Below are 14,456 nucleotides of genomic sequence, written 5' to 3'. Positions count from 1 at the left end.
AAACTGAGCATATCCTTGGGATTGACCCGGGTTTAAATAATTGGTTAACTTGCGTTAGCACAACCGGAAAATCATTTATTATTGATGGCAAAAAGGTTAAGTCTCAAAATCAATGGTATAACAAGCAGGTTGCAAAGTTAAAGACTGGTGCATTACAGGGATACTGGGATGAACAGCTTGCGGCTGTCACCGAAAAGCGCAACCGTCAAATGCGCGACAATGTTGATAAGGCGGCAAGATTCATCATTAACTGGTGTCTCAAAAACAAGGTTTCAACCATTGTATTTGGATGGAACCAGCGCAACAAAGACGGTATTAATATCGGTAAGAAGAATAACCAATCTTTCGTGCAGGTTCCTACTGCAAAATTAAAATCCCGTATCGCTCAACTTTGTGAACAACACGGGATAGAGTTTGTCGAGACTGAAGAATCTTACACATCGAGGTCAAGCTTTTTAGACAACGATACTCTACCTACATTCGGTGAGAAACCCGTAGGCGAAGCCACTCCGAAGGAGTTAGGGTGGATTTCATCAGGAAAGCGAGTAAAAAGAGGTTTGTACAGAGATTCCAAAGGACAATTAATTAATGCAGATTGTAATGGTGCTGCCAATATAATCCGCAAAATAAACGTATCAACACAGCAATTAGCCAAGGTTGTTAGGGGAGTCTTGAGTCTCCCACATCGATATTTTCTGGACAATCTTTCTAGATCATATCGTAAGCAGCATTGTGAAGCGGATTTTAATCCGTGTAACAATTCCGCGCACGAATCCATGTTTTTTAAAGCATGGAGAACTCAACCCCAAGAATTACTAACAACTTTACTAGCAATTGAAGACCAATTTGGTCGAGTCCGTCAAGAACGTTGGGGTGCGCGAACCTTAGATTTAGATGTACTATTATTTGGCGATTTAATTCTAGAAACTCCCGACTTGCAAATTCCACATCCCCGGATGACCGAACGAGGCTTTGTTTTAGTCCCCTTAGCGGAAATTGCCCCAGATTGGGTCGAACCTGTTTCTGGAGAGGCAATTTCTCAACTGGTCAAAAAGGTAGACTGTTCTGGAGTCACTAAGAGCGTCACTAAGGGCGAAAGAAACTAAGAAACTAAACTCTCGCAAATCATCCTCCATAGGGCAGCAATTGCCCCGTCACATAGGTCGCGGAGCGATCGCCTTGGATTTGCCACATCTCCAGTCGTCTCAGTCATTGGTATTTTACAAAATCAAAACATTCCCTTTTCCTTTTGAGTAAACACATTGGCTGGTACAAGTTTCATCAACTCTTACGGCTATCAGACCGGGAATTTCCGTTTCCAGTTTCTCGTAAATCCATTGGGCGATCGCTTCGCTGGTGGGATTAGCTAGACCTGTCGTATCATTTAAATGGTAGTGGTCTAGATAATTATCCATTATCGGTTTGACATATTTTTTAATATCGTCATAATCCATAATCATCCCCTGCTTGGCACCAGAATAGATCAATCTATTCCCAGAAACATAGATCGTACAACGCCAAGAATGACCATGCAATCTGGCACATTTTCCATCATGATTCGGGAGTTGGTGGGAAGCCTCAAATCTAAATTCTTTGCCGATCGTCCAACTTTCGGAGTTAGATTCATCTCTTCTCACTTGAGATATTTTATTCTTTTCTTCATTTGAGTTCATGGTAATTTATTGTGATGCATGAAGCAAATTCTGCACTAAACATTCGATCGCAAATCCTCTTCCACACTTCGCGCTGCAATTGTATCCTGACCGACTGCTGTGGCCACACAGGGATCCCAAAAACTTACCAAATCTCCCGCAGCATAAACATTCGCAATCGATGTACGCAGAAATCGATCCGTCGCGATATATCCGGCTGAATTCAGTTCCAAAGATACCACCCCACCAACATCTAACAATTCGACGATCTCTTCTATGTTCGGTGCAAAGCCCATCCGAAAACATATATAGTCTACCTGGATCTCTTCTGACCGGTTATCTCCCTCTTTGAAGGTGACATAAATCTTCTCTTCTCTCAGATCGAATTGGTGGATCGTTGCTGGTTTATGCAAAGTAATTTTTCCAGCTTCTATATAGTCTAAAACCATTTTTTGGTTCATCCCAAATCCTCGAATCTGGGAGCGAACGAACAAGTGAACGTGTTTGGCAGTATCCGCAAGCATTACTGCGGTTCCTAGTCCGTTATCACCACCCCCCACCACCGCAACTACCTGTCCGTGAGTCCTGGGAATCGCGCCAGGATTAAAGCATACATTTTGTGATAACAAAAGCTGGTTACTTCCGGCAATTGATTCGATAGATTCGTAGCTTTTAAATCTTTGACCTGTGGCGATCGCTATGGCTTGCGCGGTAATTTCCTGTTCCTCCGTGAAGATACTGAAATTGTCTTTAGTTTTTTTACGGGTGATACGTTTTAACTTAGAATCTAAGAGTGTTGTCAGAAATTCTATTTCAACATGTCGGCGAAATTGCTGGGCAAGTTCCTTTCCAGTCTGTCCGGGCACTCCCAGATACCATCTGTTGTGAAATGGATTAATAGTTTGCAAACCTCCAAGCTGTTTGCTCTTTTCGATGATAATTGGGTGAAAACCGAGGTGTTTCAGCCACAGAGCACAAGACATGCCAGCTGGGCCACCTCCAATGATAACAACTATTTTTTTCATCATTAGACTTGATTCAACATAACCATAAACTCAGATAGGTTGATTAGCAAAATTGTACAACCTAAAGATTCAGTCAATTAACCGGGGCTAAGTTACTCCAAAATAATGCGTTTGAGGAATCATGTCCGCGAACCCGATGTATGTTGGCCTTGATTGCGCTTTGAGTTAGATCCTGCAAAATTGTACCGCCCTGGACTATCAGATAGCCTTCCCGATCTGGCATAGAAAACCAGTTATATTCCTTTGTATAGCCTTCTAATCCTTTGATTGACACGACCAGAGTAATTAAGGATCGATCTCGATGAGGTCCAACGGCAATCTCTTCGCGATCGAGATTTTCAATGTATTTTATATACTCTTCCTCTCGATCGTAAAAATATAATCCGTAGTTTTCTTTTTGAGATAACTCTTGTAAAAATTCTGGCGGATATCCACAAGCACAAGAGATGACACGCAGGATCTTCTCAATAAATTTAATGTATCTCTCGACCTTTGTATTTTCTTTGCTATCAAATCGGCTATAAGTTCCATGAAACACAGATCCTTGACCCGTGTAGGCATCTTCTCCGTAATAGACATCAACTGAATTTTGGAGACTTTCCAGTTCTCGATCTATGTGTTCTCTGGCTTCAATGGTATCTTTAATATAAAAAAAACCAAATTGAGTTAAATAGTTTTTGACTTGCTCGATCTGATATTCTTCTGTTCGCTCTAATTCATCAATAATTGGATACTGTTCTAGTTGAATCGGACTCACCATTTTACTCCTTATTTTTTTGTGTATTTCTCTTGACAAAACACAGTTTACTAAGATTCTAAATATTCCAAAGCAGCTTTAATCTCTTCGTGCTGACCCAGAACGCTCAAACGTAAGAATCCTTCGCCACTTGAACCGAATATACAACCCGGAACACCTACAATTCCTGTGGATTCTAATAGTTTGTCAAAAAACTGCCAAGAGGACAACCCTTGGGGCGCTTTTACCCAAATAAAAGGACTATCAGTGGCACCAAAACATTTTAACCCAGTTGCTTCCAAACCGTTTCTGAGTAATCGAGCATTTTTCAGGTAATAATTTATGACTTCCTGGCATTGTTCTTGTCCGTTTGAAGATAAAGCAGCGATCGCCCCATATTGAGCTACATTTGCCGTTCCCCAAAACTTAATCCCATGGCGGATTCGCCACAAGTTATTTAATTCTCCTGGCACTGTATTTTTAATCGTTAGCGCATCAGGAATCACACACCAACCGATCCTCAAACCCGTAAAATTGGCAGTTTTGGAAAAACTGCCAATTTCAATGGCACATTCTTTTGCCCCTTCAATCTCATAAATACTCCTTGGTATATTTGGAAGGGTGATAAAAGAGCTATAAACCGCATCGAAAACAATTACAGCTTTGTGACTCCTCGCATAGTCCACGAAAGCTTGTAGCTGTTCGTAGGTAGCAACTGCTCCAGTGGGGTTATTCGGAAAGCACAGATAAATCAGATCTACTTTTTCTGAAGGCAGATCCGGTACAAAATTATTTTCCTCATCACAGGACAAGCTGACCAATGGACGACCTGCCAGTAAAGTTGCCTCCACAAAAGCCGGATAAGCGGGATTTTGCACCGCCACTTTATTATCTAAAGCAAACAGTTCTTGAATGTTGACTGAAGCCGATTGAGCGCCATCGCTGATAAACACTTCAGACGGTTCGAGTTCGATGCTCATTTTTTTCTGGTAATAGTTGCCGCAAATTGCCTTTCTCAGGGCTAAATTTCCGGTAATATCCTCATACCCCGTATAAGTTTGCGGATCTCCCAAACGATTGGCTGCATCGACGATCGCTTCAACCACTGTAGGTGGCAAAGGCTGAGTGGTGTCGCCAAAGGCCATCATAAAAATTTTCTGTTGCCCATGGGTTTTTCGATAGGCTTCTACCTTACCCCACACTTGGTTAAAAACAATTTCGGTATAAGTTTTTTCTCCAGTTAGCTGACTGAGATTGAAATTTTTGGTAGCCATATCGGAAGGGGTAAAGGAAACGGTAGTAATAAATATATAGTGATAAGCAGTATTAACTAGAAGTATCTTTGATATTGTTGTACCTTTTCTTGAAGAATCGAGCCGTCAGGAATCGTTTGATTAACAATGCGATCGCCAGTAAGACCAACAATAAAGTCTTTGAAAAAACTGGTAAAATATAAATCGGTTGGGAGTCATTCATCCCTAGCCTGAGACTTGATAAACTGAAGACTCACAAAAAATTAAAGCCATGAATAATTCTGCCTTAACTTGTCCCCAATGTCAAAGCCAGAAAATCGTAAAAAATGGTAGCATTCATAACAAAAAGCCCAAATACAAATGCACCGAATGTGGAAGGCAATTTGTCGAACATCCTCGCAAAATTTATATTTCTGAAGACACCAAAAATTTGATCGAGAAACTCTTGTTAGAAAAAATTAGCTTGGCTGGAATAGCTAGAGTAACAGGAGTTTCACGAAAATGGTTGCAAGATTATATTAATGCCAAGTATAAAGAGGTTTCCCGGGAAATTAATGTCTCAAAAAAAAACGAGGAAAGCTGACCATTCAAGCCGATGAAATGTGGTCATTTGTCGGGAACAAAAAACAGAAGCAATGGCTGTGGTTGGCTGTAGATAGAAACACCAAGGAAATTGTTGGTTTTGATTTGGGCGATTGTAGTGAAGAAGGAGCAAAAGGGCTGTGGCGATCACTTCCTAAAGTGTATCGTCAATGTGCAGTGTGTTATACGGATTTTTGGTCGGCTTATGAACATATTTTTCCTAATAAAAGACACAAATCTGTCGGAAAAGAAACTGGGTTGACTAATCATATTGAGCGATTGAACAATACTCTTCGTCAACGAGTTTCTCGACTGGTTAGAAAGACTTTATCTTTCTCGAAAAAATTGGAAAATCATATCGATGCCATTTGGAATTTTATTCACTACTACAATTCAGCGATCGCATCTCAATTTTAGTATCACTACATATTTATCACTACCAAGGAAACATATATAGGACTTACCCATAAAATATATCGGTAGGGTGTCGTTCCCGGGGATAGTCAGGAACCAAGATGCTATATCGCTATATCTAGACAGAGGTACAAATTGAAAACTTGCGATCTGCGATCGGGCATCGAATCCATTTTGTGATGTCCCGATGCCCGATCGAGACCCGCTATATTAATGAGTTGTCATTACTCAACTTCAATTTGTAACTTTTTCTGTATGTACTGCGACAGTTTATATTTTGTCAACATATTTACAGGCAAGTGAGCAGCCCCTTGAATGTATCCGAGGCAAGCTTCGCTTTTACACAGACAATCAAATCCTCGATCCATCGACCATTCTGTTGATGGATAAAAGAATGTCAGTTGTTCGCCGATTTTAATTCGTCGCAAAGCCGTCACTACCCAATCGGTGGTATCAAAACCTACGTTAGGGGTACAACTATGATTGATATATTGCAAAAATTCAGGATCGAGCATAATATGCTGGCGATCGCTGATTTGTACGGTTAAATAGTTTGGGCGATCTAATATCTCTTTAGCCCCAAATTTACTGATGACGTCTCCCGGCATAAAATCGACGGTAGCGTGTAGAGATTTGCTCCCAGTTTTTAGGCACTCTCTAATTTCAGCGAACGAGCAAATTAACGAGCAAATTTTTGTTTGTTTTTCAGTGATCTGCATTAATTTTAATCCTGACACAATTGCAATAATACATAAGCCTGTTTTAACTGTTCTACAAAACCTGTACAAAACGTCGCATTACAACACTTTTGCACTGTTTGCTTCCTGTTTCAAACCAGGACTGTCGGCAGCACCCTGTCCACAGGCTGAAAATCGGCTGGAACCCAACCTATTATTGAGTTTTCAATCACAACTTTGGATCTCTACTCCACTATTTTCAGGAAATTTAAAACTGATGGCTTTACTCAGTTACCTTTTTACAGGCTGCCCACTAGACAAGAATTCTCTGGGATGTCAAGCCTTAAATGCTTTAATCGCTTGGTTTTCGCGTTTTTTGATTGTATCACATTCAGAAAATACCTTGAAGCCACTCAAAGTAACGCAAATCGTATACTAGATTACATCTCTCTTATCTTTAAATTAGACTAAGAGTTTCTAAAACCGCTTTTACTTTTATCACGGGAAATAGTCCGGTAGAGTGGAAGCCCCGTGTCTTTAGACCGGGGAGGAAACTCGACACGAGCGGTTTTAACCGCCTGTAAAAAAATTAATGGGGGTATGGTTGCCCCCAACACCCATTTCTGGGGTAATGTTTGCCTCGCCAATGTTATCGGTCGGTACTTTCCACAACACACTGTCTTACCCCTCGTAGGACTGTTTAATGCTGTGGTTCTAGAGCCGGAGACTGGCCACGCATCTCCGGGTAGGAACGTTAACTCTTGCCGATAACGTAGCCCTCAAGGGACTTAGGCGGGTACTAGCTACCTAAAAAGAGAAGCATGATGCCCCGTCTCTTTAGAGCGGGGTGCTGACATTTTGGGCGCTCGCGATCACAAAGTTGACGATCCGTCCCCAACCTGCTTTCTTGAGAAACGGAATTGTTGCTTGAGTATAACAGAAAAGGTGGCATTGAGGTTTGAATCAAGCATTTGATGCCACTCTTCTATAGAGGTTTGGCTGGTGGGTGTTTCCAAATAGTTGCCTACATTATTCACCACAACAGATAAACCTCCGAGTTTTTCGGCTGCATTTTCTACTAAAGACTGGGCTTGTTCTGGTTTGGTGACATCTGCTTGCAGGGCAATCGATTTTACGCCGTGGGTAGCAGCTTCTTGACTCCCTTGTTTGGCGGCTTCGGCACTATTATTATAGTGAAAGGCGACATCAAATCCCTTACTTGCCAGATCGAGAGCGATCACCCTGCCAATTCCACTTGCGGATCCGGTGACGAGGGCTTTTTTTAACATCATCTTTTCATCTCATTAGAATAGAATTGAGCAATATGAGGATTTAGATAGTGTTATCCAACCTTTAAGTATACAATGAAACTTAGGGGACTCGGCAAAAAAATTCATATATCTTTACATTTTACCGAGCTTGGCTCCAAGAGGATGCTCTGGTGGCCGAGTCATCGAACTCTTACTTAGTCTTGCTAAAGACCGTCTCAGCATTTCAAAATAATTGCTGAAATTCTGTCAACGTAATTGGATCCAACCAGAAACCTAATGCTGAACAACTATCAACCCACTCAAATCAAGCGGCGGCAATTTATGAAACTTAGCGCCTTCGCTCTTGGCAGTAACATTTTGGCTGCTTGTACCAATTCAAACTCTAGGACTTCAGAATCACAAGGCAATCTGGATCGGATTAAATTTAGCCTGGATTGGAAAGCAGAAGCCGAGTATGGAGGGTTCTATCAGGCAGTTGCTACCGGAATTTATCAACAACAGGGTTTAGATGTCGCCATTAAACCAGCTAGTCCCCAAACCAATCCTACTCAATTACTCATGGGAGGTGTGGTTGATTTGATTATGGGAGGTGCGGTTAATGCCCTCCAAGCCGTCCAACAAGGCATTCCCAAAATCACAGTGGCCGCTATTTTCCAAAAAGACATCCGCGTTTTATTAACTCATCCTGGCGTTGGCAATGACTCTTTCGAGGATTTAAAAGGCTCCCCAATTTTTATCGCTCCGGGTTCAAATTTTTGGCTATTTTTGAAGGCTAAGTATGGTTTTACTGACGACCAGCAACGTCCCTACAACTTCAATGTCGCTCCGTTTTTAGTGGATAAAAATTCAGCGCAACAAGGAATTTTGACCTCAGAACCTTACATTGTTGAAAAAGAAGGAGGATTTAAACCCAATATTTTACTTTTAGCCGATGCCGGGTATAATCCTTATGCGTTTACGATCGAAACCACAAAAAAATTAGTAGAAACCAATCCCGATTTAGTTCAGCGGTTTGTAGATGCCTCAATTAAGGGATGGTATAGCTATCTACAAAATCCCGAACCGGGCAATGAACTGATTAAAAAAGATAATCCCGAAATGACCGATGACCTGATTGCCTATGGGTTCAATAAGCTAAAAGAATATGATGTAATCTTCTCAGAAGATGCTGAAACCCTGGGCATTGGCGCGATGAACGACCAACGTTGGGAAACTTTATTTAATGATTTAGTGGCGGTGGGAGTCTTAGACGGGAATACGGATTATAAACAGGCTTATACTTTTGATTTTGTGAATAAAGGAGTCGATTATTATTTATCTAAATAACGCTATCAATATGAATGGAGCGATCGCCTATGAATTCTCAACCTTTAATTACTCTCAGTCAGGTGAGTAAGTTTTTTGACAATGACACTCTCGCACTCACCGACTTAAACTTAACGATTAATCAATGTGAATTTATCAGTTTGGTCGGGCCTTCGGGGTGTGGCAAAAGTACCTTACTCCGCATCATTGCCGGACTAACGCCTCGCAGTTCAGGAACCATTCAATGGCGCGATCGCACTGACAAAAAAAATCTCGCTTTTGTCTTCCAAGAACCTGCTTTAATGCCTTGGTCTACAGTGAAGGGAAATGTACGTTTACCTTTAAAATTGGCAGGAATGTCGAAAAAAGCGGCAGATTATGCCATTAACGAAGCCTTGAAATTAGTGGGATTAGAAAACTTTGCTCATGCTTATCCCCGCCAGCTTTCTGGAGGGATGAAAATGCGGGTTTCTATTGCCAGATCCCTGGTAACATCTCCCACAGTTTTACTCATGGATGAACCTTTTGGCGCATTAGATGATATTACCCGCACTCAGTTAAATGTGGAATTGCTGAATTTATGGAGTCAACAAAATTGGACAATTATTTTTGTCACCCACAATATATATGAAGCGGTTTATCTATCCAATCGAGTCGTGGTGATGGCACCGAGTCCAGGTCGAGCGATCGCCGATATTCCCATTAACCAACCTTATCCACGTTCTGAAGCATTTCGCACTTCCCTGCTTTATTCCCAATATTGCCAGCAAGTGGCGACTGAACTGTCCAAAGGAATGATGCCGCAAAGAACCGTTTAATCCATATTAAACCTGATAGAATATGAGCAAGGATATGAAAAATTCAATCTGGGAAAAGCTGAGATTAAACTACTTAGTCTCTCTTGATTTTCTGGCACCAGTTGCCGTAGGAATTGTCGTCTTACTGACTTGGGAATCTTCGGTGAAAATCGCCAACATCCCTCCCTATCTGCTGCCCAGTCCTAGTCTAATTCTGAAAACATTAATCGCTGACTGGTATCTTTTAGCCCCGGCCTTAATAGTTACCTTAAAAATTACCGTAGTTGCGTTTATTACGGCGGCAGTTTTGGGGTTATTGATTGCCATGTTGATGGCGCAGAGTAAATGGATTGAAAAAAGCTTATATCCTTATGCGGTAATCCTACAAACGGTTCCGTTAGCAGCGATCGCACCTTTAATTATTATTTGGCTAAGAAACAATACCTTTGCCGCATTAGTTCTTTGTGCTTGGATTGTGGCTTTTTTTCCGATTATTTCTAATACAACCTTTGGACTGAATAGCGTTGATTCTAATTTGCGGGATTTGTTTCGCCTTTACAAAGCCTCTCGCTGGCAAACGATGCTCTATTTAAGATTACCCAGTGCATTGCCTTATTATTTATCCGCTTTACGAATTAGTGGGGGGTTATCATTAATTGGCGCTGTAGTTGCGGAATTTGTCGCGGGAACCGGGGGAACTAACTCAGGATTAGCTTATCAAATGTTAATTGCTAGTTACAATCTAGAAATTCCGCGAATGTTTGCCGCTTTAGTGATTATTAGTGTTTTGGGGATTGTGATTTTTCTGGTTTTAAGCACTTTATCTAACTTACTGTTAGGAAAATGGCATGAAAGTTCTATAAAATAGTCTGAAACCATAGAGAACACAGATAAATTCTTTATCCTATCTGTTTCAAGAATTAAGAATCCCAGGTTACAGCGACAAGAGGAGGTTAACGGTAGGAGTCGTCAATGTAGTTAGTGAAAAGCGACATCAAATTTATGACTAGCTAAGTGAGGTGTGAACGCCCGTCCAATTTCAACTGCTGATCCGGTGACAAGGGCTTTTTTGCACCATTACTTATGGTTAACTTTACCGATTAGTTATGATACAGTTGAGCGATATTTTTGTCGATATAATTTTGAATTAAAATTCGAGTATAGGTATTGAGATCATACTTCATTGCCTCTTGGGGCGTAACCCAAGCCCATTCGACAATTTCTTCGTTGGGCGTAATCGTTTCACTGGCTGAGAAGGCATAATAGTTGATCATAATGAAATGAGCGGGTTGGAAAAACTGTGAATCCAGAACAGCTTCTTGTAACAAGGCAAAGCGGATTTGAGTCAACTCCAAACCCACTTCTTCTTGGAATTCTCGAATTAAAGCGGAAACAAGACTTTCCCCCCATTCAACTTTTCCCCCAGGAACGCCCCATGTTCCTCGCCACTTAGTTGTTTTCACGATTAAGACTTTTCCGCGATCATTGACCACAAAAGCACCTACCGTAGTCAAGGGAAATTGCTTTTGTCCCGATGGAACCGATGTTTTTGCTAGGGTCGTTGGATTTTGTTTGCTCACTTTGATTATTGACTGGTAAATTAGTTGTTCAAGTTAAATATTCCGATCACATTTTACCAGATACTGGAGTTTAGACTAATCTAACCATAGGACTTGTCCCCGAGTTTATCTGGATGAGAGAATTAAAAGTTTATTGATCGTGCGTAAAACCCCGTCCCTTGTGGGCGGGAATGAAAGCACGGCAAAATGGATGGGTTCAATGCCCATTCATTTTGTGTGATCTCGTTGTTTTTGAGTTTCGATGTACTGCTTGATTGCCTTTTCCGAAACTCCACCCACGGAAGAGTAAAACGTACCATCGCGACCCATTCCCGACCCCCAAAAGCGACGTTTTTTAAGTTCTTTAAATGTACTGAAGATGTGTACAGCAGAAATTGATTTTATGGTTTTGGCAATTTCGACTGGTGCAGTCGTATGATCTGCTTGTACGAATACATGAACATGATCGGGCATGATCGACCGTGCATGAAGTTTCCATCTATAGGTCTTGCAGATTTCGCCAATAATGCGTTTCAATTCGACCTCTACCGCGCCTTCAAGAACGGGCAGGACGGTATTTGGGACTACGATGATGTGGTATCCAAGGCAGTGTTGAGCGTGAGAAGAAGACAGTATTTTCATGGTTCAGTATTTATCAATTGAATATATAAGCTTTGCGCTATTCTAAATATAATCGTGCGAAATGTTCCTGTCAAAGTGAAGGGATAAAACCCGAAACGTAAGCAGGGAAGTGGTTTTTGAAAAACAAAGCCCACTTTAACTTTGAAAATGTGACCTTAAAGGAAGGTCAAACTCGGAGTCAATAGAATTGGATATGAACCCCAACAGGAAGTAGTAAACAAATCCAAAGAGTTAAGGCAATTTCCACAGTGTCAGACTGATTATCAAAACACTGAAGCTGGAAATAACGGGAAATCAGGTATAAGTCAAATACCAAAGAAGTTCTCTAGCTAATTGCCCAAGAATAACGAAAGTGAACATCTGGCTTGAACCGTCGTGAACAGTAAGTAGCGAAATGACTTGACTACGCTGCGTTCAAAAGAACAAGGGGAAAAGGTAGAAGTTTCAATACACTTCTTCAAAGAGGTAAGAGGTTTGATTATACTAATTACACAGACTCCCAAAAGTACCCCGGCGGATAGGACGATTCTAAAGGCAATAACCCCGTTTTCAAGGAACGTTAAAACCCCTCATATACCCCTACAGAGGTCGAATACTGATAGGTAGCCACAAATCTAAGGCGAATGTTATGAGGGCGAAAGATGGAGTCAGAAGCTAAAGCCTAGATGTAATGTTTAGGATACGCTGATAGATTCCGGTCAAGTTGTTAGGTAAAGTTTCAATTAGCAGTTAAAACGGTGAAAACGAGTATAACCAAGACTACGACTGCATGGAATACAATCAATTGGGCGAAAGTTCAACGGATAGTATTTAAGCTGCAAAAGAGAATTTACCAGGCATCATTATCGGGACAAAATGCGAAAGCTCGAAAGCTTCAAAAGCTCCTAGTTAAGTCGTATTACGCCAAACTCTTAGCAATAAGAAGGGTTACTCAAGATAATCAGGGTAAGAAAACAGCCGGGGTAGATGGAATCAAATCTATTACACCCAATCAACGGTTAGAACTTGCCAAAAATCTAAGCAAATACCAAAAGGCACCACTCCGAAGGAAATGGATACCCAAATCCAAGGATGAAAAACGCCCTTTAGGAATCCCGACTATACACGATAGAGTAAGGCAAGCTTTGGTAAAATCTGCATTGGAACCACAATGGGAAGCCAGATTCGAGGGGGAAAGCTACGGGTTTAGACCCGGACGTTCAGCCCATGACGCAATGTCACGAATCTTCCAAAGTATCAATCAAGGTGAATATTACATCTTAGATGCTGACATCGCAAAATGTTTCGACCAGATTAACCATGAACACCTACTGTCCAAAATTGATTGTCCATCAACAATAAAAGCCCAAATCAGACAATGGTTGAAGGCTGGAGTTATGGACAACTGCATATTTGAGGCAACAGAGGCAGGCACACCACAAGGAGGTGTTATTAGTCCTCTACTTGCTAACATCGCACTGAATGGAATGAGTAGGCTTGTTGAGAAAATCTTTCCAAAAAGAACAAACAACAATAAAAACTACGCAAAAATCATCAGATATGCAGATGACTTCGTGGTAATCAGCCCACAATTAGAAGTCATTCAACAGTGCCAAGTTGCCATAGAAGAATGGTTAAAACCTGTCGGGTTAGAACTGAAACCAGCTAAAACCCGTATATGTCATACACTAAAAGAAATTGAAGTGAAAGGCATAAAGGCTAAACCCGGATTCGACTTTCTAGGTTGGAACTTCAGACAATATCCAGTTGGTAAACACCACTCTGGTAAGACTGGTAGTGCGAACTCAAAACTACTAGGGTTCGGAACCATAATAAAACCTAGTAAGAAGGCAATAGAGCTTCACACGGACAAGGTGAAAGAAGTGATTAAAACTCACAAAACTGCACCCCAGTACGCATTAATCAAACACCTAAACCCGGTAATCAGAGGATGGTGCAATTACCATTCCAAAGTTGTCTCCAAAGAGATATTCTCCTCTTTAGACCACATCAGATGGCAAAGATTAAGAGCATGGACAGTTAGCAGATGCGGTAAAGCTAGTTACGATCAACTGAAGAAATACTTCAGGAAAAACGGTAATATGGCATGGAGTTTTGAAACCAAGGATGGTTATAAACTACTAAACCATGCTGAAACAACTATTAAACGTCACGTAACTATAAGACCTGAAGCATCACCCTATGATGGAAACTGGACTTATTGGAGTACACGAAAAGGCACAGCCTACGATGTACCTAAACGAGTAGCAAATTTGCTCAAAAAGCAAAAAGGCAAATGTAAATCATCTGGACAATATTTCACCCCAGATGATATTGTAGAAATCGATCATATCATCCCAACGTCTGTAGGCGGTAAAGATGAATACAAAAATCTGCAATTATTGCATCGCCATTGTCACGACATTAAAACGGCAACCGATGGGTCTTACAACTCAAAAGAAACCGGATGTTCTGATGATAACAGATAACTTGTACTAGGAGCCGTGTGCTGTGAAAGTAGCAAGCACGGTTTTGAATGGGAGTCGGGAGTTGTAAAGCCTCCC

Annotated in this window: 13 protein-coding genes and 2 pseudogenes; 7 read left to right on the top strand and 8 right to left on the bottom strand. The window is 41.2% G+C overall.

Annotation, left to right across the window (positions count from 1 at the left end):
* Positions 1-11 precede the first annotated feature (11 nt).
* Both L8106_RS15610 and folK read left to right on the top strand, forming a co-directional pair.
* Positions 12-566 (top strand): annotated as a pseudogene (locus L8106_RS15610) (transposase); the annotation flags it as partial.
* Positions 567-803: 237 nt separating this feature from the next.
* Positions 804-1,106, top strand: a pseudogene (gene folK / locus L8106_RS34470) (2-amino-4-hydroxy-6-hydroxymethyldihydropteridine diphosphokinase); the annotation flags it as partial.
* Between the two features lie 114 nt (positions 1,107-1,220).
* On the opposite strand, the gene queD reads toward folK, so the two are convergent.
* The 4 genes from queD to L8106_RS15590 form a co-directional block, all read right to left on the bottom strand.
* A complete protein-coding gene (gene queD, locus L8106_RS15605) occupies positions 1,221-1,673 on the bottom strand; it encodes a 6-carboxytetrahydropterin synthase QueD (RefSeq protein ID WP_009785309.1) in 453 nt (150 codons plus the stop codon).
* Positions 1,674-1,708: 35 nt separating this feature from the next.
* Complete coding sequence (locus L8106_RS15600) at positions 1,709-2,680, bottom strand: NAD(P)/FAD-dependent oxidoreductase (protein ID WP_232228500.1); 972 nt, start codon at positions 2,678-2,680, stop codon at positions 1,709-1,711.
* A 70-nt stretch (positions 2,681-2,750) separates the two neighbouring features.
* Positions 2,751-3,437, bottom strand: a complete 687-nt coding sequence (locus tag L8106_RS15595; protein WP_009785307.1) for a 2OG-Fe(II) oxygenase family protein — start codon at positions 3,435-3,437, stop codon at positions 2,751-2,753.
* A gap of 47 nt (positions 3,438-3,484) precedes the next feature.
* Positions 3,485-4,687 (bottom strand): LL-diaminopimelate aminotransferase, encoded by a 1,203-nt coding sequence (locus L8106_RS15590; RefSeq protein ID WP_009785306.1) that lies wholly within the window; start codon positions 4,685-4,687, stop codon positions 3,485-3,487.
* Positions 4,688-4,937: 250 nt separating this feature from the next.
* Between L8106_RS15590 and L8106_RS31480 the strand changes: the two genes are divergently transcribed.
* Positions 4,938-5,665, top strand: a protein-coding gene (locus L8106_RS31480) for an IS1-like element ISLysp1 family transposase (protein ID WP_156803696.1) whose coding sequence is annotated in 2 segments (ribosomal slippage) — positions 4,938-5,226 and positions 5,226-5,665 — 729 coding nt in all. Because the reading frame shifts where the segments join, the coding sequence is not laid out codon by codon here.
* 221 nt (positions 5,666-5,886) lie between these two features.
* Here L8106_RS31480 and L8106_RS15575 read toward each other — a convergent pair.
* Positions 5,887-6,381, bottom strand: a complete 495-nt coding sequence (locus L8106_RS15575; protein ID WP_009785303.1) for an SET domain-containing protein-lysine N-methyltransferase — start codon at positions 6,379-6,381, stop codon at positions 5,887-5,889.
* A gap of 830 nt (positions 6,382-7,211) precedes the next feature.
* Positions 7,212-7,631, bottom strand: coding sequence for an SDR family NAD(P)-dependent oxidoreductase (locus L8106_RS15570; protein WP_009785302.1), 420 nt, complete (start codon positions 7,629-7,631; stop codon positions 7,212-7,214).
* 255 nt (positions 7,632-7,886) lie between these two features.
* Here L8106_RS15570 and L8106_RS15565 point away from each other — a divergent pair, with 255 nt between their 5' ends.
* From L8106_RS15565 to L8106_RS15555, 3 genes are read left to right on the top strand one after another with little or no spacing between them, the layout of a single operon-like run.
* Positions 7,887-8,936, top strand: coding sequence for an ABC transporter substrate-binding protein (locus L8106_RS15565; protein WP_009785301.1), 1,050 nt, complete (start codon positions 7,887-7,889; stop codon positions 8,934-8,936).
* A 29-nt stretch (positions 8,937-8,965) separates the two neighbouring features.
* The gene (locus L8106_RS15560; RefSeq protein ID WP_009785300.1) at positions 8,966-9,733 is read left to right on the top strand and encodes an ABC transporter ATP-binding protein; all 768 of its coding nucleotides are present in this window, start codon (positions 8,966-8,968) and stop codon (positions 9,731-9,733) included.
* A 34-nt stretch (positions 9,734-9,767) separates the two neighbouring features.
* Positions 9,768-10,580 carry an ABC transporter permease gene (locus L8106_RS15555; protein WP_009785299.1) on the top strand — a complete coding sequence of 271 codons (813 nt, stop codon included), beginning with the start codon at positions 9,768-9,770 and terminating at the stop codon, positions 10,578-10,580.
* Between the two features lie 232 nt (positions 10,581-10,812).
* Here L8106_RS15555 and L8106_RS15550 read toward each other — a convergent pair whose 3' ends face one another.
* Both L8106_RS15550 and tnpA read right to left on the bottom strand, forming a co-directional pair.
* Positions 10,813-11,292 (bottom strand): NUDIX domain-containing protein, encoded by a 480-nt coding sequence (locus tag L8106_RS15550; RefSeq protein ID WP_009785298.1) that lies wholly within the window; start codon positions 11,290-11,292, stop codon positions 10,813-10,815.
* A gap of 207 nt (positions 11,293-11,499) precedes the next feature.
* A complete protein-coding gene (gene tnpA, locus L8106_RS15545; protein WP_009785297.1) occupies positions 11,500-11,913 on the bottom strand; it encodes an IS200/IS605 family transposase in 414 nt (137 codons plus the stop codon).
* Between the two features lie 737 nt (positions 11,914-12,650).
* Here tnpA and ltrA point away from each other — a divergent pair.
* Positions 12,651-14,381, top strand: a complete 1,731-nt coding sequence (gene ltrA / locus L8106_RS15540; RefSeq protein WP_009785296.1) for a group II intron reverse transcriptase/maturase — start codon at positions 12,651-12,653, stop codon at positions 14,379-14,381.
* Positions 14,382-14,456: the final 75 nt, after the last annotated feature.

Origin of the sequence: Lyngbya sp. PCC 8106 (genome assembly GCF_000169095.1) — a bacterium.
In the GTDB taxonomy this organism is placed as follows: domain Bacteria; phylum Cyanobacteriota; class Cyanobacteriia; order Cyanobacteriales; family Microcoleaceae; genus Capilliphycus.
Note: the sequence above shows the minus strand (reverse complement) of the source record. Positions and strands in the feature narration are given on the sequence as shown.

Excerpts from the sequence above, each read along its gene's own strand:
- queD (WP_009785309.1), bottom strand. The coding sequence starts at position 1,673 with ATGAACTCAAATGAAGAAAAGAATAAAATATCTCAAGTGAGAAGAGAT.
- L8106_RS15600 (WP_232228500.1), bottom strand. The coding sequence starts at position 2,680 with ATGATGAAAAAAATAGTTGTTATCATTGGAGGTGGCCCAGCTGGCATG.
- L8106_RS15595 (WP_009785307.1), bottom strand. The coding sequence starts at position 3,437 with ATGGTGAGTCCGATTCAACTAGAACAGTATCCAATTATTGATGAATTA.
- L8106_RS15590 (WP_009785306.1), bottom strand. The coding sequence starts at position 4,687 with ATGGCTACCAAAAATTTCAATCTCAGTCAGCTAACTGGAGAAAAAACT.
- L8106_RS15575 (WP_009785303.1), bottom strand. The coding sequence starts at position 6,381 with ATGCAGATCACTGAAAAACAAACAAAAATTTGCTCGTTAATTTGCTCG.
- L8106_RS15570 (WP_009785302.1), bottom strand. The coding sequence starts at position 7,631 with ATGATGTTAAAAAAAGCCCTCGTCACCGGATCCGCAAGTGGAATTGGC.
- L8106_RS15565 (WP_009785301.1), top strand. The coding sequence starts at position 7,887 with ATGCTGAACAACTATCAACCCACTCAAATCAAGCGGCGGCAATTTATG.
- L8106_RS15560 (WP_009785300.1), top strand. The coding sequence starts at position 8,966 with ATGAATTCTCAACCTTTAATTACTCTCAGTCAGGTGAGTAAGTTTTTT.
- L8106_RS15555 (WP_009785299.1), top strand. The coding sequence starts at position 9,768 with ATGAAAAATTCAATCTGGGAAAAGCTGAGATTAAACTACTTAGTCTCT.
- tnpA (WP_009785297.1), bottom strand. The coding sequence starts at position 11,913 with ATGAAAATACTGTCTTCTTCTCACGCTCAACACTGCCTTGGATACCAC.